Origin of the sequence: Croceimicrobium hydrocarbonivorans (assembly GCF_014524565.1) — a bacterium.
Lineage (GTDB): Bacteria > Bacteroidota > Bacteroidia > Flavobacteriales > Schleiferiaceae > Croceimicrobium > Croceimicrobium hydrocarbonivorans.
In genome coordinates, this window is the sequence record NZ_CP060139.1 from 3,263,989 (window position 1) to 3,286,545 (window position 22,557).

Sequence of the window (22,557 nt, forward strand, 5' to 3'; positions counted from 1 at the left end):
CCTAAAACTTATACTTGTAACCAATCCGTATTACTTGTGTTTCATAGTAATTGGCACTGCTGTATTTGAATCCATCGGCGTTTATTTCTTGACGAATCACCATGGTATTGAGTAAATCCGTAGCATTGATGAAGAACTCTCCTTTACCTTTTTGAAGCCTGCGGCTTAAACCGAAATTGAGTGAATAACGTGCATCAATTTTACCTTGAGGAATAATATCTGGTGCCAAGTAAATGCTGCTGATCTGCAGATCAGTAAATTGACCCAGTTTGAAATTGATGTTCAGTTTGAAATTTCCGGATAGTAAATCTTGGGCCGGTGCACTGTAATAGCTCAATTTAGGGTAGCGATTAAGCACTGTAAAGGCCGAAATTTGATTATAATACAGATTAAGGTTGGCATTCAGCCTCAGCCATTTACTTAGTTTTTGATTCAAATCCAGTTCAATTCCACTGTTAAAGGCAGTACCCGTATTTTGGGAGATATTGTAAATCAAATTTGAGGTATCGGATTGAATCGCTATTCGACTTATCTGAGCCTTAGACATTCGATGGTAAGCAGCGCTGTAGATAGAACCTTTTTCCCAGGCATGCTTATAGCCGAGTTCCAAGCTATTGGTGAATTGAGGTTTCAGGGCGGGATTTCCCACCTTAATGATTTCCGCGTCATCATATTTTGGGAAAATGCGAATGTCCACTTCATCTGGGCGATCCACCCGGCGATTGAAGAATAAACTCAATTTATCCCTATCCGAAATTTTATAGGCGATGCGCGCATTGGGGAAAGGTTGTAAATATTGATAGCCATCACTTTTATAGGTATTATGTCCCGGGCTTACCTCATAGTATAAATCCACATATTCCAGCCTTAAACCTAGTTCTGCCTCCCAGTCTTGAATCTCATAATTCAGGTTTCCGTAGAGCGCAGGAATGGTCTCACGGTAAGTAGCAATGCCATCCGCACCTGCATCCAAAACAGAATGTTGAGCAGAAGGATTAAACTGCATATTGGTAGGGATAATTCGCTGTCTAAATTTTAGTCCCGTTTCCAAAAGGCCATGTTGTAAAGGCCTTTGATAATCTAAATTGAAATCGGATACTTTCTGATCCGCAATGAGATGGAATGATTCCTTGCTTTGATAGCTCGGCAGTTTATTATCGAAGAAATAGCTTTCATCTTCTCGGTCGAAACTATAGCGATAGCCAACTTTAAGGAGATGCCCGGGTTCCGGAAATTTATGTTCGTAGTCTAAGGAACCCATGATGGCAGTTAGAACTTCATCTTCCAGGAATTGCCATAGGCGTAAATTTTCACCAGTTCTGCCATTAAAGAAAGGTTGATCCCCATAATCTTTAATGCTTTTTCTACTGAAATAGGTAGCCAGGCTGAAACTATTACTGCCATCCAATTGATAATCCAATCCTGCCTTCGAAGTGAAAAAATGGGTATTGCGATTTCGTTTTAATTGCTGATCGATCTGAGTGCCATCATCATAGCTTCGGTTTACGAATTCGTTTCGGTTCAAACTTTCGGTATAAAGATGATCTGCCTGAAGGAAAAGATTCATCTTGTTCTTACGATAGTTCAGCGCTATGCTAGGGTTAATTTTCGGGGTAGCTTGATATTGAGGCCTAATACCAGGAAGGTTTTCCTTGCGTACCCATAATGCACCCAATCCGGAACTCAGGCCTGCTTGTCCATTTAAACCGCTGGCATCTTGCTTCTTAAGAATAATGTTAATGATACCAGCATTTCCATTGGCATCATATTGAGCGGAAGGATTATTAATGATTTCAATCTTTTCGATGGCAGAAGCCGGAATATTATCCAGACCATTCTGCTTGCCAAAGCCAGTAATCGCCGTCTGTTTGCCATCAATTAGGACCATCACTTGATTACTGCCTCGCAATTGAATTTCCCCCTCCTGGGTGCTAATCCCTGGCAATTGACTAAGAGTTTGCAAAACACTACCACCGCTCTGACTCAGATTATCTTCGGGGAGGTAGGTTTTCTTATCCATTTTGGCGCTGAGTGCTTCTTTGCGCGCTGAAACCACCACTTCCTCTAATTGCTCATTATCCTCCTTTAGATATAGGGCCCCCAAATCCAAATAGGCGGAATTGGAACCAATATAAAGTTCCTTATACAGGCCCTTAAATCCAATAAAGGAAAGTGAAAGCAAGTATTTTCCCGGTGCAATGTCGCTTAAATTGAAAAGGCCTTGCTCATCTGTTATGGTGCCACTCAGGAAGCTCGAATCAGCGGGACTAAGCAATTGAATATTTACGAAGGGAAGGAGCTCTTGATTTTTTTCGGATTTCACGGTCCCTGATAGATTCACCAAGCTTACCTGGGCCCGAAGGCCCAGGGGTAATAAGAGCAGTAAGAGACTAAAAGTTCTTAGGGTTCTAATCATCATCTTCTTCTTCGCTTTCTTGACTTTGTTTTATGATGCCTTTTTCATTGACGAGGACTTCCCATTCTTCATCATTCACTTCAATTTCAATCTCATAGGCCCAGCCATCGGCGGTTTCTACTCTTTCTACTTCTTCCAAATCGTAGTCGGAATAGGCAGCATCCAAATGCGCCAATATAGATTTGGGAACCTCACTTTTCTTTATTTCATATTCGGTCTCCAACCATTGCCCGTCGGATTTGAAATTAGCGGAATATTCCTTGCCATTCCATTTGAATTCAGCTTCCCATTCATCCGTAGATTCTTTTTCCCATTCCACTTTAGTGGCTTCCGGGAATTTGATTTTAAAGGCACTTTGTACTGCATCCGGTACCTTCATTGAATCCGATTTCTGGCCGTAGCCGAAGACCACTGTTCCCATAAGGAAGGCAGTGCTTAAAATTACTTTCTTCATAATTGCATGGATTAAATTACAGTCCAAACTTCAGGTTGGATTTGGAAGAAAATTGGAATTTTAAGAAAAGTCGAGGCGGAAGATATGCCTGGATGATTCAAAACTATAGCTCACCTGCCATTGGTATTTATGGGCAATCTCTTTAACAATCGCCAAGCCTAAGCCGCTGCTTACTTTATCTGAAGAATTGTTGCGCGAGAAACGTTGAAAGAGTTTTTCCGTATCCAGACTTTCCTGGCCTTCATTGGCGATTTTCAATTGAGACCCTTGCAGCCTTATCCAGATTTCTGAGCCATTTTTACTGTGCCGTATGGCATTGGAAAGTAGGTTTTGGATAAGTGTTTCGATTAAGAATGGATCACATTGGAGCGGGGTAGATTCGGAATCATCAAAATGACATTGAAGCTCTTTATCATCCAAATAATCCTCAAAAAGCAAAAGGGCATTATCGATGACCTGCTTTAAATTGATATTTTGATCGGATTGAAATTGATCACTTTCTACCTTGGCCAAAACCAGGAGGTTTTTGTTAATACGACTAAGTCTGGCCATGGGGGCATTAATGGCAGATATTAATTCCCGGACTTCATGACTCATTTCGGTTTTCTGGCTTAAGAGATCAATTTTGGATTTAAGCAGGGCCAGCGGAGTTTGCAGCTCATGAGAGGCATTTTCAATAAAAGATTTTTGCTGTTGATAGCTAGCCAAGGCCTTTGCTGCCATTTCTTCAATGGAATGATGAAGTTCCTGAAACTCCAAAATATCGGTTTCGGGAAGCTCTATTTTTTGTCCTTTACTGAGCTCAAAGCTTTTTAATGCTTGCAGGCTTTGGTAAAATGGGCGCCAGCTTTGTTTGGTGATTTTACGATTAAGCAATACAAAACCTATCACCATAATCACCAGAAAGCTAAGGGTGATAAGGCTAATCACCGCAAAGGTTTCATCCAGTTCCTCAATATTGGTTTCAATACGAATTCGGTAAGCTCGCTTCTCTAATTCGAAATAGGATTCCAATCCGCGAAAGCGTTCCAGATCTTCATCTTCCGGCTCTAAAATGCTGGGCCTTTCAATGCTGTAATAGCGATCTTCAAAAGGTTGCGGTTTTTCCAATTTTTCAATCCGAATATCGGGCTGAAGGATGGCCCAATTTTCAATGACCTTATTGAGTTCACTTTCATTAAAATGACCTTTATCTAATTGGGATTTAATGAATTCCAGTCGCAGCTTATTGTTTTCATCCAGCTCATTATTCCAGATATGATCCATTACCAAAACATAAACTGGAATACTGCCAAGGAGAAGAATCAGGGCATAGAGAGCAAAGGCCTTAAGCGGTTTGTGTAGTAATCTGTTCATGCTTCCCATTTATAGCCGGTTCCATAGATGGTTTGGATATAATTGCCGTAGCCGGCCTCTTTTAATTTGCGCTTCAAGTTTTTTACGTGGGCATAAACAAAATCATGACTATCGAACATATCGGCAAAATCGCCGGACAGGTGCTCGGCCAAAGCCGCTTTAGAAAGTACCCGACCTTTATTTCCTAAGAAGAACAGAAGCAGGTTGTATTCTTTTCGAGTGAGAATCACTTCAATTTCGTGTACCCTTACACTTTTAGCATTTAGGTCTATGGATAGCTCTTGAAATTGAATTTTATTTTGACTGTCAAATTGTTTGCGGCGTATAATGGACTCTACCCGAGCTGCTAATTCGGCTTGATGAAAGGGCTTAGCGAGGTAATCATCGGCGCCAAGCTTTAGGCCTCTAATCTTATCATCGAGGGCATTTTTAGCGGATATGATTATCACTCCTTCACTGCGATTAAGTGCCTTTAATTCCTCCAGGATTTTTAAGCCATCTCCTCCCGGAAGCATTAAATCCAGTAGAATGCAATCGTATTCATAGTCGTGAATCTTGTCCCAGGCAGTCGGAAAATCCGGAGCAATTTCGCAGCGATAATCTTCATGGGTCAGGAAACTGCTCATATCCTGTGCTAATTCCCTTTCGTCTTCGATGATTAAGATTTTCATGCTGCAATAGAATAAATCAAATTGGAAGGAATATAGAATTTGCTCCCGCCCTCAATGACTATTCAAAGGTAATTTTAAAATGGGCCAGCTCTATAAATCAAAAATCCCGACCCAAGCTTGCGCCTGAATCGGGATTCTATAATGTTGTTCGGTCGACTAAAAAGCCTTATTTCTTTAAAATCTGAAGTTTTCCTTGAGCTGATACCAATTGGTAGATTCCGCTAGGTAAAGCGCTTAAGTCGGCTTTGTTTCCTTCGATGTTCATCACCATTTGACCATTCAGGTTGTAAAGTTTACCACCTTCGATCTCCTGACTAAACTGTACTAAGCCGTTGCTCGGGTTAGGATAAGCTTGTAAGCTTAAAGCACGCTCTTCTTCATTTAATCCGATGGTACCACCAATGCTGTATAAGGAAAGGGTTCCGGATACTTCGTTGGCAATGGCTAATAAGTTTTCACCGTTTGGACTTTGGGCGGCGGGGATAAACTTGATGTCTTCAGGACCTAAATCACCGGCATTGATATCATCAGCAGATACGCTAAAGTCACGGTGTAGGAAGTAGCTAATGAAGCTTGGGTTGCTAGGGTCAGTAATATCATAAACCATGATTCCACCCATGCGCTCTAAACCTACAAAGGCAATGGTAAATCCGTTGATTACCGCAATTTCGATCGCTTCAGGCTCGGAAGCCTTATCATCAGAACGAGATTTTAAGGAGCTATTATCATCATTATTAGAGTTGAACTCATTGGGGTACAAGCTGAATAAAGTCTGAGCGAATTGATCTTCACTATCCCAGATCAGGTTCATGTTCTCATCCCAAATGGAGAAACCACGACCTCCGTAAGAGTATAATTCGTCATAGTCTCCGTCGCCATCCGTATCCCCTAATGAGGTGGTAATATTTAAGCGACCTAAGCTGTCTTCCATTTGCAGGTTAGCAGCATTTGGGAAGGCAGTAGCATCTAATGTAAGGTCTTTAACACGCTCTTCTTCGCTGTAGAAATCATAGTCGCGAGAGTCGCCTTCGTTGGCCGTAGCGATGTAGGTAGTGCCATTCACTTCAAAAGCTTTGATGGCGTCTGGTTGGTACATACCAAATACTGGCCAGTTGCGAATGTCGATGCTGCTGGCGCGGTTAGAAGCATCCATTTTATTGTTGCCGGTAGAGTAATCTTTAAAACCAAGCGGCTTTAAGGAAGTGATGCTTTTGCTGGCTAAGTCGATAACCGCCATAGCATTGTTTTCCTGACAAACTACAAAAGCCTTGCTGTTATCCGGAGCTAAAGCAATGTATTCGGGCTCCAGGTTTTGAGATAAACGAGGCATGGTACCTTCGAACATCAAATCGTCAATTTGCCATACTGAAGAGTTTCCAGCGCCTGGGGCACCTTCGTAAACGAAAGCGATGCTCACATTTGGAGTCAGGTAATTTTCTAAGCTGAAACGACCTGAATTGGTGTCTGCATATCCGCCAGAAGAGAAGGCGAAATGGCCAGTAATGGTATCCCAATTGGCATTGGCAGGATCGGTATGGGTTAAGGGATCAAAGTCGGTAGAAATTAATACTTCCAAAGAACCACCATTGAAGTTACGAGTATTTTCAAAGCTGAAGTAAACCGAGTCCTGGCCAGTGAAGTTCATGGCAGGAGTAATCATCCAGGTAGTAGTAGGGCCACTCGCAGAAAAGGCATTCATTTCAGCGTAGTGATTACCGCTGTAATCATCATAGTACCAACCGATATTACCAGCCGTAGTAACGATGATCAGGTTATCTAAAGAGTCAGCAGTGTTTTCGAGGTCTTCCAGGTAATCAGCTACCGGACCGAAATTGCGGATGGCAGGATCATAATTGGCATCGAATTGAGTGAAATCAAGGGTAGTAACATTGCCCTGACTTACATTCTGTACGCCACCGGAAATATCGATAATGGAAACGCTACCCATGGGGTCGGCGGTGTAATCATCATCAGGCTCACCTTCGTTAGCACTTAGCACGTACATGCCATCAGCGCTAAAGGTTACCATATCCGGTAAAACACCTACTTCCAAACTGGCGATGAAAGTAAGGGTAGAGTCGAAGAATACAATATGACCATTTTGATCAAAACCGTTGGCCTCTACAGCGATAGCTAAGTAACCTGATTTATAGGCAACAGAATTAGCGCCATCTCCATAAACGGTAATATCGATGGAATCGGTTTTGCTGATGTTGTTAGGATTGGAGATGTCAAATACATCAACGTGATCGGTGTAGCCATTTACGGCATATAAAACCTGGGCAGTTGGGTTATAAGCTACAATCTCCATAGCTCCTTCATCAAAAGCACCGCTTTTATAGCTAGCTAAATGAGAAAGGTCGATCAGGTTTTGAGCCTGAATCATAAGGCTGCTCAATAAGCAAAGTGTAATAGTAATTGTTCGTTTCATAGATCTATTGTTTAGGAAAGCACAAAAGTCCTATGGCAATGCACCCTTAGTGTTCGATTAAGGTTAAGGCTGCTTGAAGTATAGATTAGAAATCTTAAACGAAGGTTAAGTGCTTCGAGCTAGATTTAAGTAATAAGCTGTCTTTTAGGGAAGGGGAGATTTAACCTTATATCAAGTTGAGCATCTAAACTGGCAGAAAATAGCTTTTTTGATTTCCATCAAAAAGGTATTCCATGGCAACCTAGGCTCATGATTAACAGTGAGTTTAGGGCTAGAAAATGATAAGGTTCCCTAAAAGGCGAAGTTATTTATACTTATCGAAAGTTTGTTTTTAATTAAAGTCTGGGATCCACTTCTTCACTTTCCAGGGCTAATACCCCAAAAACACTTTCATGGGTTCGGCGTAGGGGTTCTTTTCGAACAAAACGTTCTAAACTTTCAATACCCAAAGCAAATTCACGCAAGGCCAGAGAGCGCTTTTTAGATAGTCCTCTCTTCTTCAACCTTTCGAGATTGTAGGCCGTATCATATTCCGGTCCATAGATGATTCTAAGGTATTCCTTACCCCGGCATTTTATAGCTGGTTGTACTAAGCCCTTTTTACCATAGGCCAGAAAATCATAGGGTTTTACAACCATACCTTCTCCACCTTTTTGGGTAAGCTCAATCCACCACTTGATTACCTCCTCGATCTTACTTTCATCATCCAAGTCCACTTTTTTGTAGGGGGTGATCTTGAACAAAGCTGGGTCTGCCAGGCAAATTTCCTTAATCTGGTCCATGTGCCACTCATGGTTTTTATCGACATGAACCGCACCTTCCGTGGCTAATAGATGGAAGGGAGCCAGTTTGTAATCCTCAATACTTTGTACTTCCCAACAATAGTTCTGATAGGCGTGAATGTAATTGGATACGGCTTTTTGTTTCGACTTAATTTTTTGAAGCTGTTCATCAATTCCAGCAATGCCGCGTTTTTGGGCTAAGCCTAGCGATTTCTCTACTTCGGCCAATGCATTTCTGGCGGCGGCACCTACTGCTGCATATTGATCTTGGATCAGAGATTGGGCTTTGGCAGACCAGGGCATTAGCTCGGTATCCATGCAAAGCCAATCGGTGTTCATTTTATTCCAAAAACCAGAGTGCTCCAAAGCTTTTTGAACTCGATCTAAAAATTCCTTTTCTAAGTCGGGATGGCTGAAGAAATTTCGACCGGTTCGCGTATAACAAACTCCAATTCCTTCACCTTCAACTCCGAATCTTTCCTTGGCAACCTCCTCGTTTTTACAAATTACGATTACGGCCCGAGAGCCCATGTGCTTTTCTTCGCAGATAAGACTTTTCAGACCTTGTTTTTTATAGTAGTCAATCGCTTCTTCGGGAAACTCCAAATAGGCCTCCTGATTACTTGTTTCGCAGGGCGACATGGTAGGGGGGAGGTAAATCAGCCATTTGGGATTTACGGCAAATCGGCTCATCACCTCCAAGGCAGCGATAGAATTTTCTTCGCGGATGGTGAGATTATTCCGTAAGCGGGTTTGAACTATTCGTTTCCCGCTAACATCTTCAATATTGAGTAGATCGTCATCAATTTGTTGGTTGTTCAATTGACTTTCAGGTCCTTCCAAGAATGGTTTTACGGGTTCGCAATACACTTCTTTAGCCGGTACCGAAATCAGTTCTTCTTCCGGATAGCGGAGGGCACTAAGCTTGCCTCCAAATACGCAGCCCGTATCTATATCAATAGTCTTATTGAGCCATTCTGCTTCGGGTACAGGAGTATGTCCATACACCACTTTGGCTTTTCCTCTATACTCCGAGGCCCAATTGTAGCGCACTGGTAGCCCAAATTCATCAATTTCGCCAGTGCTTTCTCCGTAAAGGCAAAAGGCACGAATGGCACCGGATCCTCTGCCTTGCATTTCTTCCTTAATCCCTGCATGGGCTACCACTAAATTTCCATGATCAAAAACATAGTGACTAATAAGGCTATAAAGGAATTCTTTTACTTGCTGATGAAAGTCGCTGGATTCATTTTCCATTTGCGCCATGGTTTCTGCCAAGCCATGCTTCAGATTAACGTTTTTGCCGCTGAGTTTTTTCTGAAGTTTAATGTCATGGTTTCCGGGTACACACCAGGCACTACCGGTGTGGACCATACTCATCACGAGTTTTAGGACTGCAGGCGAATTGGGACCACGATCTACCAAATCGCCGAGAAATATTACCTGACGATTTTGAGGATGTTGCACTTGGAGGCCAAAGTTTTGACCATCATCCGCCACCTCATTTATTTCATATCCCAGTTTTTGTAGGAGATCTAGGCATTCATCATAACAGCCATGAATGTCACCTATGATATCAAAAGGTCCGGTGATGTCTTTTTTATCATTGTAGAGTTTAGCTCTGCTTATCCCCTCAACTTGATTTACCTCTTCAACCGAGTTTAATATTTGGATTTGTTTGAATCCTTCTTTCTTTAAGGATTTTAAGGAGCGTTTTAAGTCTTGTCCTTGCTTACGAAGGACATGATTACCCAGGTTTCGGTCTTCGCGTTCAGCATTTCTTTCTTTACAGACAGACTCCGGGATATTTAAAACTATGGCAATGGGCAGGCAATGGTATTCACGCGCCAATTGCAAGAGGCCTTTGCGAGCTTCTTGTTGAATATTGGTAGCATCCACCACCGTTAATAAGCCATTTTTTAAACGCTTAGCTACGGTATAATGCAAAAGCTCAAAGGCATCTGTAGTGGCAGCAAGATCATTTTCATCGTTAGAAACAATGCCTCTACATTCATCCGAGGAGACAATTTCGAATTTGCTAAAATGCTTTTTGGCAAAGGTGCTTTTACCGGATCCTGAAGTACCGATCAGCAGGACCAGAGATAATTCAGGTACTTTAATTTCCATAGGTGAATATTCCCATTTGTGAAGGTGCGCCAAGGTTTTCTACTTCAGTACCAATTGGCAAAAACTCAACACTATAATTATTTTTCAAAGCCACTTTTTGGGCCCATTCTTCAAACTGTGCTCGTGTCCACTCAAAGCGATGATCGTGATGTCGCATGCTGCCAGCGTCAAGGCTATCGTACTGCGAATTGTATTCGGCATTTGGCGTGGTTAAAATCACCGTTTGAGGTTGAGCCTTTTCAAAGACTACTCTCTCAAGGGCAGCTAGTCGATTTTCGTCGAGGTGTTCGATTACTTCTACCAGGGCGGCGGCATCAAAATTCTTTAATCGCTGGTCTTCATAGGTTAAGGCCCCTTGAAACAAATTGATTCGCGCTTTTTGGGCCGGTGCCATTTCATCCCAGCCTAATTTCTCTTTGGCAAAACTGAGGGATTGATAGGAAACATCCATCCCGGTAATTTTTTGAAATTGCTTTTCCTTGAGGAGTAAGCGAAGTAATTTGCCTTCACCACAGCCCAGGTCAATAACCGATTGCGCACCCGAATCTCGTAGCTGTTCAACTACTGCCGCCAGGCGTTGTTGATGCAGGTTTTCTTTTTTGATATTAAGCTCTGGGTTTTCAATTTCTTCACTTTCCGATTCTAAGGATTTGTCATCGTCTAGTCGATCCAGAGCTTCTCGGGTTAAGGACTTTAAATTGAATAAGTATCGACTAATAATAAGGTCCTTTTTAGGATGTGTTTCCAACCAACCCTTGCCTCTTTCCAGGAGTTTATCTATTTCCTTTTGATTCACGAAATAATGTTTGTCATTATCCAAAACCGGAATCAAAACATAGAGATGCGACAACAAGTCTTGAAGGCGAATTTCATGCTTTAGGCGGAGGGTGAAGTATTTACTTTTCCCCCAGGATTCGAATTTAGAATCTAAAGCATGGTTCTGGATATCAAGTGTATAACCCAAAGGTCCGAAAAGGCTTTTAATCAATTTCTCACCTCCTTTTGCTGCGGGTAATACAGCAAGACTTACTTCTAAAGGCAAGGCTTGCTCTACTAGTTCGGGCTTATCCTTACACTTGCCATTTAAAGCGCTGGAGAAGGCTTTGGCTATGGCGACACTCATAAAGGAGGAGGCCACATAAGGTCGATCATTAACGTATTGGCCTAGGGAGAATTCAGCGCCATTTAAACGACGCGCCTTTTTTACCATATCTATGGGGTCGATATCCAACAATAAGGAAATGGTAGATCTATCTTCCGAACTTTCTGGATAATAAACATGGGCTTGACCAATGGTCAGTTCGAAGGATTGAAATTTATCAGGGTGCTTATGAAGTAAAAAGCCTAAATCCGTAGCAGGCTTATGCGTGGTCGAAATATTTAAAAGCATAGGAGGAGTAACGATTGAAGCTGTTCTAAGCAGATTTTGGGTCTAAAAAGGAAGCTTAGAATGGCTTGAAGCTTTCTAAAATTAAAACAGGTTAAGGTAATTGGCTAAAGAATAAGCCTGAAGGTAAAAGTAAAAGATTCTTTTTAGTAATCGGAGCGACGAAGAATATCTAGATCACTGGGCTGAATTTGATATTTGACCAATAATTGCTGTTGATCGGATAGGTTTCCATATTTCTCCTCAAAAACAACATTGAGCAAAAAGTCCTGAATGGAAAGTTCGAAGCCTAAGCAATCGGATACATATTCCACCGAATATAGAGTATCCACAAGTGCGTCTTTTAGGAGTTGACTTTTATTCGGATTGTCTGCAGCAGCCAGTAATCCTTGATAGGCAAGACCTCGGATAGCACCATTTGGATATTGCTTTAAACAGGTCAATTCGTAGGTAGAGGCATGTTCCATTAGTTGATTTTGTTGATCGTGCGCTTTTCGCGCGGAAGAGCCATTTTCGCCAGGCCCCGAAATAATACCTCTTTTTTCAATTTGAATTACTAGGTCTTTTAGATCAGGACTTATGCCAGCCCAATTAAATTGCGGATTTAGCTTGGGGAGAATGGCATAAAGGCTTAATGCCACAACCAAGAAGAGGGATAAGTAGAGATAGGCCTTACCGCTGGACCTTATGCTGTGTTCTTGACTTCTCAAATCTTGATCATTATTCCATTAAAACGCTCTAGGCTTTAATGAATTGGATTATTGCTTTGAAAATAGAAAAATCCCGGCTCAATATAGAACCGGGATTGAAGTTGAATTGAACGATTTCTGTTAAACTTTAATGACTAACAATTAAGGAACGATGCAGGGTACCGTGCCTCTCATCTTGTACTTGTATCCAATAAGTGCCACTAGGCCATTTGGAAATGTTGATGAGTAAAGGCTCTTTGCCAGACCACTCTCGATGGTATAGTATTCGTCCGCTTGACTCAAAAACTTGAACATTTGAGGGCTGCCCTTTGCCGGTCCAAGCCAATTCTACCTTTTCATTTGCGGGATTTGGATATAAGCTAAGGGTATTGTCTTCTACCTTAATCAAATTGCTGTCTGAACTTAGATTATGCTTGGCGCTAAGTCCTGATTCGGGCATGTAGACATCATGCAAGAGGGGAAATTGATCAAGCATGGCTAATAGGGCAAAGTATTCAGCAGGTAATTGATTGTGACTAGTAGCAAAGTTTTGCAATTCCGTGATGTGATCTTCGGCTTTAAATAAAACACTATCCTGTAAAAACCAATTATATAGCATGCTGTACAACTGCTCATAACTTTGATGATACTCTAAATCCCTCCCTCTTAAAGGGAAGGCTAGAGCGATGCTATCTTTTACCTGATTGAATTTCACAAAATTCTTGTCGGCGAAATAGCGATCGGCCAAATGGTAGTGAAAGGAAGCTTGACTAGGATGTTTTAGGTAAGAATGTAAAGCTTCTGTGCTGTTATTGCTGTCCAACATTCGGCCTGCTATATACTCATTTAGAATTTGAGTGTATTCCAATTCTACTCTGGCTAAATCTTCCATAAGGCTATCACGAAGACTGTATTGCTCCCCTGTCCCTGCAATATCTAGGATATAGGCTTCCGGGAAATTATCGCTTCGGTTCCGGAGGCTTTGGATTAGAGTAGGATTGCGAGCCGAATGTGGATTTGCCATTAATAGATCCCGAATTTGCTCTTGACTAAAAGGATATTCAGAAACAGCCAATTGAGCGAGTACCCAATTACTGAGAAAGGGTGAGGCCGATTGGAGGTCATTGTAAACCTGTAAAGCATTTCCGGAAACGGCACTTTCTATCAATTGCAGGAAATAATCCGTATTGCCACCATCTGTAAGCAATTGCATTTGATTTAAGCCTTGAATAAGGAGGGGTTTCGCATTCATCAAATCGATTTCTAATTGAGTGCCATCACTACCATAAGTAGAAATGCGATTGGAACAGACCGAAGGGCCAGCCTTGGCGAGTCTGCGTATCCGGGGACTAATAGAATAGGGGTATTTCAAATTAGTGCGATTGGCTGGGCCATCGAATACATAGTTTATTTGGGCTCCTTCATTATCTATATTGAAATTGAGAATGCTACTAAGATTACTAAACTCATTATTGGGTAGAAGAACGGGGGTTGCCCTAAAGCCTTGGTTACGAGCAATTCCAAATAGTGAAGATATCGACATAGGGGACTGACGAATATCTAAATCCGTAAATCCATTTAAATAGCTATTGCAACGAAAGCGAAGACCCTTTAGGTACTGGCTATGTCGATTAATACCGATAGCCTGAGATCCTAGGTGCAAGTCGTGGAATTGGGATCGGTAAAATTCATTATCGGTCTCCCCCGCATTTCGTATAACCAAACCGGCAGCGCCTTCAGTCATTGCATTGCCGTGACCATTAAACTGATTGCCTTCGGTATTAAACTGATCGCAAGCATCAAGGTACAGGCCATAAGGGTATTCTGTGAAATTGCTCGCCTGAATTGGAATGTGCTCGATCTCGAAAGTATTGGCACGGACTAAACTTTCGAAGGTGCCAAAGAGGTAGATACCTTTATAGCAGCTTATATGAGTATGTTCTATTTTAATTAAACCCTTGCTGCCATTACGCCGAGCTTCAATCGCTTGTTTTAAACCGAGGAACTCGCTTCGGTCAAAATTTATACAGTTCGATGGATTGATACAACGGTGATCGATTTGGAAAGTGGATCGAATACCCTTGATGCCTGTGCGCGATTCGGATGCAGGCATAGCACTGCGCTCCTCCTTAAAGCTGCATCCACTAAAACGAATGCCATTCACATCCCACATACTAATATGGTCCTTAAACTGAGATGCCGAAAGTGGGGCCTCATCCGTAGTTAGAAAATTGCAGTTTTCGAAATAGGAACGATTATTAACCTCCTTGCCCAGGCTGTTTTTAGGGTGGTAACTCATGAATTCAACATCCTTTAAATTATTTTTAAAGCTGCTGTTCTCCGCTAAAACATAGCCACCGGTTTGACTCCATACCAAAGTTCTATTTTGATAATTGCCTTTGATACCAATAAAGCTTAAGCCAACCACTGCATTTTCGATGATGGCATTGTTCTTTAGAATCACCATGCCTTGATTTGCAGGTGATTGACTACTGCGAGAATTTCCGAAAACATAAATTCCATCAAAGTATTTTCCGCAGATGTTTCCAACCTGACCGCCATCAATGATGAGTTTTGCACCAGGCATTACCTTAATTACGGCCTTTTCAGGAAGGGATAAATAGCATTTTAGGGTTAGGCTAGCGCCGGGCTCAAGAATTAAGTCACCTATTAAATAACGCGGGTTTTCCCATACTTCATTGCTACCACCTGCTAAGCTTAAAGGCCTGTCGTGATAATTGCAGAAGTCAGAAAAGTCAACATAATGCCGGGCATTGTTATGGGTTAATGCATAATGTAATCGCCCAATCTGACATCGGGTAAGGGCATCTTTCCTAGCATTTGAAGCCATCATGTTATTGGAACAAGGAAGTCCATCCGCAGCCGGACTGCTATTACAAGGGCAGGGATTTAGAGCTTGACTCGAAGGGGTGTCATCACAGAAATCATCCTGAAAAGGATCACAATTGTAGTTCGCATCTCTATTGGGCGATAATAGACCTATGCAATGAGCTATTTCATGATTTAAGGCACCGGTCATAGTGGCCCAAGCACTTATACCATTTGCTAAAAAATCTTGGTAGGATCCATTAAGAATAAGTCGATTCGAATTGAAACTACCCCAATGTTCATTATTGGGTGAATGATGGGGAAAGGCAAAGACATGTAAGGCGTTTTCTTTAAAATTCAAATTAGGATTGTCCGTCACAAAACGTTTGTACAAACTGTTTAAGCGATCCTCTTTTGAATCGGTGAAGTGTTTGTGAAATTCGGGATCTCGATCATAAACAACATTTTGAGGGGACAAGCTAAAGCGAATTCTACTATCAAGCATATGTGGCGTGGGATGGTCGGGATCTTGCCGACTTTCCTCCGCTAGATTGGCATGAACCCGATTTAATGAGTTTATAAGGTTTTGCCAATAAGCACTTTGGGGATGACCGCTTTGATCTGCCATATCAACAGCAGTAAAATTGCTTTTACCATTCGCTTCTTGTATGATATGTAGTACCAGTCTTAGCCTTTTGGTAGGGGTATATCCAGGATAGTCTGGATCAGGAGCATAATTAATGGAACTACCACAAGGTGTTGGACCATTTTGGGCTAATAGAGCAGATAGTCCTAAAAGCCATATTCCGATGAGAATCTTTAATTTATTCATCTTCTTTATTTGATTTTGAAAAGAAGCAGTTCGATCGGATTGAAATGCAGATCTGACCACTTCTTCGTTTCTGATTCCGTGATTATTCCTTCTCTGTTTCCATTCCTAGGGTGGTCCTTTATTCTTCATAAGTGGTCACTTTGAGTAAATCATTGCTTTGTCTCATTAAACAGATGCTTTTACCTTGATTTAAATTGCTTTAAATACGGGTAAAATCAATGTTTACTATAAGTTAATGATTTAATAAATCGACCGATAAAGGAGTAGATTATATCTGATTAAAATAGCCTGTCTGGCTTGATTTTTATCTTAAGATACTGGAAAACAATGGTTTGAATTATAATGCAAGGGCCTTGTAGCCTGGAGGTAGCTATGTGTGGGAGAAATGAGAGATTATTCTGAATAAGAATTATCAGGGAAATTAGAAGATCAATAAATAGCTATTATGAGGTAATTTAATTTGTATTAAAATCTTTTAGAGCGGGCATGATATGCCATTTGCTTTTTTGTGAACAAAAAAAATCCCGACCTCCTTGCGGAGACCGGGATGGATTTTTAAGAGAGTTTAGAGTGTAGAATTTAGAATGTAGAATTTAGAGTGTAGATCTAAGATCTAAAGTCTATCGTCTAACATCTAAAGTCTATCCTAATAATATCTTTTACGACGCACCTGAGCAATATACTTGCTCAAACGAATAACCTGACGGCTATAACCGTACTCATTATCGTACCATACGTATAATACCATGTTTTTGCCATTGGCATCTACAATGGTAGCAGGGCTATCGAAAATAGAAGGACAAGACTCACCTACAATGTCGCTGGAAACCAGTTCGTTGCTCATAGAGTACTTAATCTGCTCTACCAAATCACCTTTAAGGGCAGCATTGCGCATGGCATTGTTTACACCTTCTAAATCGGTAGCGTTTTTAACTTCCAGGTTCAAGATGGCTAAAGAACCATTAGGAACAGGAACACGAATGGCATTAGAAGTTAATTTACCCGCCATTACCGGAAGGGCTTTAGCTACAGCAGCGCCAGCACCAGTTTCAGTGATAACCATGTTTAAGGCAGCAGCACGACCACGACGGTATTTCTTGTGCATATTGTCTACTAAGTTCTGGTCATTGGTATAAGCGTGTACGGTTTCAATATGACCGCGCTCAACGCCAAAGGCATCTTCGATTACTTTCAATACCGGAGTAATGGCATTGGTAGTACAGCTAGCGGCAGAGAAGATGTTCACCTCACTAGGATCGAAATCCATTTGGTTAACACCGTGTACAATATTGGGAACTCCTTTACCAGGAGCGGTTAATAACACTTTCGCAGCACCTTTAGCTTGCAAGTGACGGCTCAAAGCTGCTTCATCGCGGAAAGCACCGGTATTGTCAATGATCAAGGCATCATTAATACCATAAGCGGTATAATCGATATCCTCTGGTTTGGCTGCATTGATGAATTTGATCTCACGACCGTTAATGATCAAAGCCATGTTCTCTACGTCTGCTTCAACCGTGCCAGGGAAGTTACCATGCACAGAGTCAACACGTAAAAGGGAAGCGCGTTTTTCTAAGCTTTCAGGAGTTTCTCCACGGCTTACTACGGCACGCAAACGCAATTGCTCGCCCATACCTTCTTGAGCCATTAACTCACGGGCGACTAAACGGCCAATACGACCAAATCCGTAAAGAACCACGTCTTTAGGAGTAGTACGCTCCATATTGTCCGGACCAATAAAGTCGGCCAATTTGCTGTTCAGGAATTCTGAAACGCTGGCAAAATTGCTTCCTTCATTCAGCCACTCACTAGCCAAACGGCCAATGTCCATACGGGCGGGAGCTAAATCCATTTGCACCAATTCGTCCAAAAGGGCTACGGTGTCGGTAATGGTAATGTTTTGTCCTACAATGTTGCGAGCATAAGAATGCAGGTTCAGCACTTCGCTGGGACGTTGATCCACCAATTGGTTGCGGAACAACACGGTTTCAATGCCCTTATCTAAGTAAAGATCATTGATGTTTTTGATGAATTGAACCGCCAGTTTCTCTTGCTGAATTCTCTGAGCAACAGATTCTTGATAATTGTTTGTCTGCGCCATTTTAGCGTGATTTGAGAGGGTTTAAAAAAACGCTGCAAATGTAGACTATTTACAAATTATCAAAGGCTTAATCAAGCCTTTTTGCCTTTCGGCGGATGGGATTTTATTGATAGTCAATTATCGAATTCCATTGCGGTTAGCCCAACGGTGGTATTTCGCCTTATTGATATTATGCTGACGCAGGCTCTGAGCAAAGGAATGGTAACCAGGTCGGTCGGGATCTGCGCACATAAAAATGTAGGAATGATCCTGCGCTTTTAAAACGGCATCAATACTGCGAGGATCGGGAATGCGAATCGGCCCCGGAGGTAAGCCTGTATGCAAATAAGTATTATAGGGAGAGTCAATATCCAGGTTCTTGGTATACACTCTTTGCACGATCAAATCCGGATCTTCTATTTTCATGGCATAAATCACCGTAGGATCCGATTGTAATTTGATGCCTTTTTCCAAACGGTTGAGGTATAAGCCGGCTACCATGGGCATTTCATCGGGGCGAGCAGTTTCGCTTTCCACAATGCTGGCCAGGGTAATAACTTCATGTCGGCTTAAGCCACTTTTTTCGAGCAATGCAGTACGACTCTGCCAAAAGCGCTCCGATTCGCGCAGCATCCTTTGAACAAAATCATGTGGACTGGTAATCCAGTAAAACTCATAGGTGTTAGATAAGAAGAAGCCCGGCAGTTCCTTGCGGCTGATTTTAAAATCTTCCAAAACCTCTTCGCTCTTCAAATATTTGAGGAAATCCAGCGAATCCGGTTCCAGAGCTTCTCCGGCTTGACCAGCCAAATCTTCCAGGGTATAAGCCATATTAAGGGTAAGGCGCACGGGCTCTTGAATTCCTGCGCGAAGACGATTCACCAAACTATTATTACTCATGCCACTGCTAATGGCATATTTACCTGGCTTAATGTTATGAGGTAATTTCTTCCATTCGGCCAGCAGTTCAAAGTATTCGCGATGAATAAGTAGAGTGTCTAGCTGAAGTAAAAGTTCTTCATAGCTAGTGCCTGGCTCAATATAAAGATGATGACTTTGCTCCAAGCTCACCACATTAGGAGCCCAAATAATGCGTTGGGCTCGATAGCCCAAATAGCCTCCAACTAAAACAATGATGCCAAGAAGAATGAGTAGACCTCGTTTCATGAAAAGAATTTCCTGTAGTGTTCCTTAGCCTGGATATTCTGCGGGTCCAAGCGAATTATAGCTTCCAAAGCGCGCTTCAAAGCTAGGGCATCTTCGCTTTGCATGGCACGCCGAGCTTCATTTTGCCAAGCTAAAAGATAGTCGGGATAGCGTTCTAAGCAAAGCTTTAAGTATTGTGCTGCCTCGGTATTACGGACTTGTTCCAGCATCAAAAAAGCAATATTATTTAGGGATTCCCGATGGTAAGGCTCCTCTTGTAATACTTCCTTCCATAAGCTTTCGGCCTTGGCTTTTTGTCCTTCGGCATTTAATAAAGCTGCCCATTTATTTTTGAAGTCACCAATAAAGGGAGCCAGTTCTACCGAGCGTTCAAATAGTTTTAAAGCGGATTCCCTATCACCTTTAAACTGATAAGCTTCCGCCAAACGGTAGGCTGTCCAAGCATCTTTATTTTCATAATCAAGTTCGGTGAGTTCTCGCAATAGATGGTCGATTCCATATTGCGCTCCGAAGTGATACAAGCTTTCGCGATCACCACTTAAAAAGAAGTAATAGGTCCAGAGGTACAAATGCTCCGATGCTGTTTTAGGCACCTCATTTAAGAAGCGGGCCGCACTATCCAAATAAACAGGCTTGGCGCCGAAGCGTTCAAATTGCTGCAAATAAGCCAGGGCTTTATCGCGCGCTGAGGGTTTAGGATCATTGATAGAGAGCAGGGCTAAAAAGCGACTGGCTTCGGGTGAAACTTGAGTTCCATTTTCCTGAGGCTTACGGATAAAATGATCGTGCACCGTAACATGGGGAATGTCGGTGGCCTGAGAGGGAGGCATGTGGCATTGCACACAATTATCTTGTACTAGCTCCCTTTCGGATAGGGGAGCAGAGCACAGTTTGCTGGCCTTCTCAGGCGAATGACATTCAATACAAGTTTGATTAAAGCTCGCAATCTCCGTATTCTTTACCGACACATGAGGGTTATGGCAAGAGGTACAGGTGAAGGTCTCCGGATGAGCCTGATAGCAAGCGCTAAGCTTAAAACGATCCGCATGTGAGGCCATAATAAAGCGATTGTCGGAATCCTCATAGCGTGGTAAAAAGACCTGCATTACCTCTTTGAGCTCCATGCCTGGTTTAAAGTCGAAAAAGCTTTTGCCTTCCTTTAATACTGCATTGCCTTGAAGGTGACAGCGCTGGCAAATTTCAAATTGCATTTGGGCACTAAGGCGCTTGGGGTTCACAATACTGCGATCGGCTTCTTTGGCGGTGTCGGTAATTTCACCCCGCATAATTTTCGCCACATGCGCGCCTCCCGGACCATGGCAGCGTTCGCAATTAATTCCTTCCGGGATACGGCTAAATTTTTGAGTGCTACCCTTTACAAATTGGGTGGGCATGGCATTGTGGCAAGCCATACATTCCAGGCCAATTTGTCGGTTAAAGCGACTGTTATTTCCCTCCTCAAAGCCAGGAGGGAAGTCTAGCTTTTGTTCTTGAGCATACCAGGTAAAAGGCGCTTGAAAATAATAGCCATTCTCCTGCCAGAGATGTGAATTGGTATGCTGTCCGCTGCCAATAACATAATCGATCGGCTGTACTAAATTGTGGATCGTATCGCCATCGGCGCCAAGCCTAAACTCGCGCAGGACTAAGGTATTATCTCGCCAAAATGGTTGATAGTATAAATCTTGATAGGAGTCGTATAGCTTCTGCTGACCATCAATCTTGGCAATGCTTTTTAGGGTATCGGCCTTGCCAATGGACTGCCCCATTCCGGTTTGGATAAAGGTCTGATGTATTCCACTATGACACTGCATACAAGTTTCGATGCCAACATAAGACACCGTATCATGGTGATTGAGCCATTGCAGCGATTCTTCTTTTTCGGCGCTCAGTTTTTTGGCTGTGGGATGATCACATTGATAAGCCAAAAGCATCACCAAGGCTATAATTCCACTTAAGCTCAAAAACTTCTTCATCGAGACCCTTTCAATAATTGCAGTAAATGCTCGTCTATAAAAGAATCACCCTGGCGGTACCATTGTTTACGCAAGCCGCATTTTTCAAAGCCGCATTTTTCAAAAAGTCGCAAGCTGGCCGCATTTCCATCGGCAATACTTACATGTAATTGCTGCAAATCAAAGGCGGTGAAGAGGTAGTCTATAAAAAGATTCAGGGCCGCCTCTGCCAGGCCTTGGCCTCGATTGGACTCCGCACCGATGAGTATACCCAAGGCTCCGCGGCGATGGTCAATATCAAAATCAAAGAAATCAGCCAGTCCAATGCTTTGGTCTTTATAGCAAATCATCATTCGCAATTGTCCCACTTCATAGGGACTTTTCCCTACTTCTTGCAGGTATTGCTTCATTAGGTATTCGCTATAGGGAACCCTTTGCTGGGAGCTGGTCCAAAACTCAGGATTGTTCTCCCAAGCCAATAGCAGGCTTAGATCTTCGGGCTCCAAAGCCCTTAAGCTGATATCTTCTTTTTGCAGCTTTATCATTTGGCAAAGCCCTCGAATACTTTCTCTGCTGGTCCTTCTAACCAGATGTTGAAATAGCCCTTTTCGGGACTGTGCTCAAAAGAAAGACTAAGCTTGCCTCCCTTGGTACGCATGTGAATGGGAGAGAGGGGTGCCTTGCCACTGTAATGGGCCACCAAAGCAGCGGCGGTAACTCCAGTGCCGCAACTATAGGTTTCATCTTCTACGCCTCGCTCATAGGTACGCATTTCCCAATTCTGGCCTTCACCAGTCATGAAGTTTACGTTAACCCCGGCTTTCTTATAAGGTTCTGAATTGCGAATGGCGCGTGCGGCAGTCACAATGTTCAATTCGTCGGGATTGGGATGCAAAACCACATGATGCGGAGAGCCGGTATCGGTAAACCAGTCAGTGCCCCGCGCTTCAATAGTGGGCACATCAATCATTTGCAGGCGTACGCGTTTTGCTTCTACTTCTGCCAGGTGGGGACCATCAATCGCAATGAAGCGAAAGGAGTTTCCCATCCCTAAATCGTGCGCAAATTGTGCAATACAGCGGCCACCATTGCCGCACATCGTACTTTCGCGTCCGTCGCTATTGTAATAGATCATGCGGAAGTCGAAACCTTCGGCGGGGGCTAATATGATTAGGCCATCGGCACCTATGCCAAATCGGCGATGACAAAATTGCTCGATGTCAGTTTGAGACCATGACGGAATTTCCTGACGTCCATCGATCATAATAAAGTCATTTCCGGTACCTTGGTATTTGTGAAAAGTAATCGGATTCACGTCTAAGTTAAAATGTCGTTAAAGGCTGTGTTTCAAGGATACTAGGCCTTGACTTGGAACAGTTAT

At 42.6% G+C, this 22,557-nt stretch carries 14 protein-coding genes; all 14 read right to left on the minus strand.

Going from position 1 to position 22,557, the window contains the following annotated elements:
* Position 1: 1 nt before the first annotated feature.
* The 14 genes from H4K34_RS14640 to dapF all read right to left on the minus strand — a co-directional run bounded on the left by H4K34_RS14640 (position 2) and on the right by dapF (position 22,482).
* Entirely contained in the window at positions 2-2,419 is a 2,418-nt protein-coding gene (locus tag H4K34_RS14640; protein ID WP_210758136.1) for a TonB-dependent receptor domain-containing protein, read from the minus strand.
* On the minus strand, positions 2,409-2,870 hold the full coding sequence (locus H4K34_RS14645) for a PepSY-like domain-containing protein (protein ID WP_210758137.1): 462 nt from the start codon (positions 2,868-2,870) through the stop codon (positions 2,409-2,411). Before H4K34_RS14645 ends, H4K34_RS14640 begins: the two co-directional genes overlap by 11 nt.
* Positions 2,871-2,930: 60 nt before the next feature.
* Entirely contained in the window at positions 2,931-4,226 is a 1,296-nt protein-coding gene (locus H4K34_RS14650) for a sensor histidine kinase (protein ID WP_210758138.1), read from the minus strand.
* Positions 4,223-4,897, minus strand: a complete 675-nt coding sequence (locus H4K34_RS14655) for a response regulator transcription factor (protein ID WP_210758139.1) — start codon at positions 4,895-4,897, stop codon at positions 4,223-4,225. The genes H4K34_RS14650 and H4K34_RS14655 overlap by 4 nt, the downstream gene beginning before the upstream one ends.
* Before the next feature lie 166 nt (positions 4,898-5,063).
* Positions 5,064-7,328 carry a choice-of-anchor I family protein gene (locus H4K34_RS14660; RefSeq protein ID WP_210758140.1) on the minus strand — a complete coding sequence of 755 codons (2,265 nt, stop codon included), beginning with the start codon at positions 7,326-7,328 and terminating at the stop codon, positions 5,064-5,066.
* A 335-nt stretch (positions 7,329-7,663) separates the two neighbouring features.
* The gene (locus H4K34_RS14665) at positions 7,664-10,237 is read right to left on the minus strand and encodes a polynucleotide kinase-phosphatase (RefSeq protein ID WP_210758141.1); all 2,574 of its coding nucleotides are present in this window, start codon (positions 10,235-10,237) and stop codon (positions 7,664-7,666) included.
* Positions 10,227-11,627, minus strand: coding sequence for a 3' terminal RNA ribose 2'-O-methyltransferase Hen1 (locus tag H4K34_RS14670; RefSeq protein WP_210758142.1), 1,401 nt, complete (start codon positions 11,625-11,627; stop codon positions 10,227-10,229). The genes H4K34_RS14665 and H4K34_RS14670 overlap by 11 nt, the downstream gene beginning before the upstream one ends.
* Positions 11,628-11,770: 143 nt before the next feature.
* Complete coding sequence (locus H4K34_RS14675) at positions 11,771-12,334, minus strand: hypothetical protein (RefSeq protein ID WP_210758143.1); 564 nt, start codon at positions 12,332-12,334, stop codon at positions 11,771-11,773.
* Between the two features lie 127 nt (positions 12,335-12,461).
* Positions 12,462-15,974, minus strand: coding sequence for a T9SS type A sorting domain-containing protein (locus H4K34_RS14680; RefSeq protein ID WP_210758144.1), 3,513 nt, complete (start codon positions 15,972-15,974; stop codon positions 12,462-12,464).
* A gap of 646 nt (positions 15,975-16,620) precedes the next feature.
* Positions 16,621-18,075: a glyceraldehyde-3-phosphate dehydrogenase gene (locus H4K34_RS14685; protein WP_210758145.1), complete on the minus strand. Its 1,455-nt coding sequence runs from the start codon at positions 18,073-18,075 to the stop codon at positions 16,621-16,623.
* Positions 18,076-18,192: 117 nt separating this feature from the next.
* Positions 18,193-19,221, minus strand: coding sequence for an endolytic transglycosylase MltG (mltG, locus tag H4K34_RS14690; protein WP_210758146.1), 1,029 nt, complete (start codon positions 19,219-19,221; stop codon positions 18,193-18,195).
* Positions 19,218-21,197: a cytochrome c3 family protein gene (locus tag H4K34_RS14695; protein ID WP_210758147.1), complete on the minus strand. Its 1,980-nt coding sequence runs from the start codon at positions 21,195-21,197 to the stop codon at positions 19,218-19,220. Before H4K34_RS14695 ends, mltG begins: the two co-directional genes overlap by 4 nt.
* On the minus strand, positions 21,194-21,721 hold the full coding sequence (locus tag H4K34_RS14700; protein ID WP_210758148.1) for a GNAT family N-acetyltransferase: 528 nt from the start codon (positions 21,719-21,721) through the stop codon (positions 21,194-21,196). The genes H4K34_RS14695 and H4K34_RS14700 overlap by 4 nt, the downstream gene beginning before the upstream one ends.
* Positions 21,718-22,482: a diaminopimelate epimerase gene (gene dapF / locus H4K34_RS14705; RefSeq protein WP_210760594.1), complete on the minus strand. Its 765-nt coding sequence runs from the start codon at positions 22,480-22,482 to the stop codon at positions 21,718-21,720. Before dapF ends, H4K34_RS14700 begins: the two co-directional genes overlap by 4 nt.
* Positions 22,483-22,557: the final 75 nt, after the last annotated feature.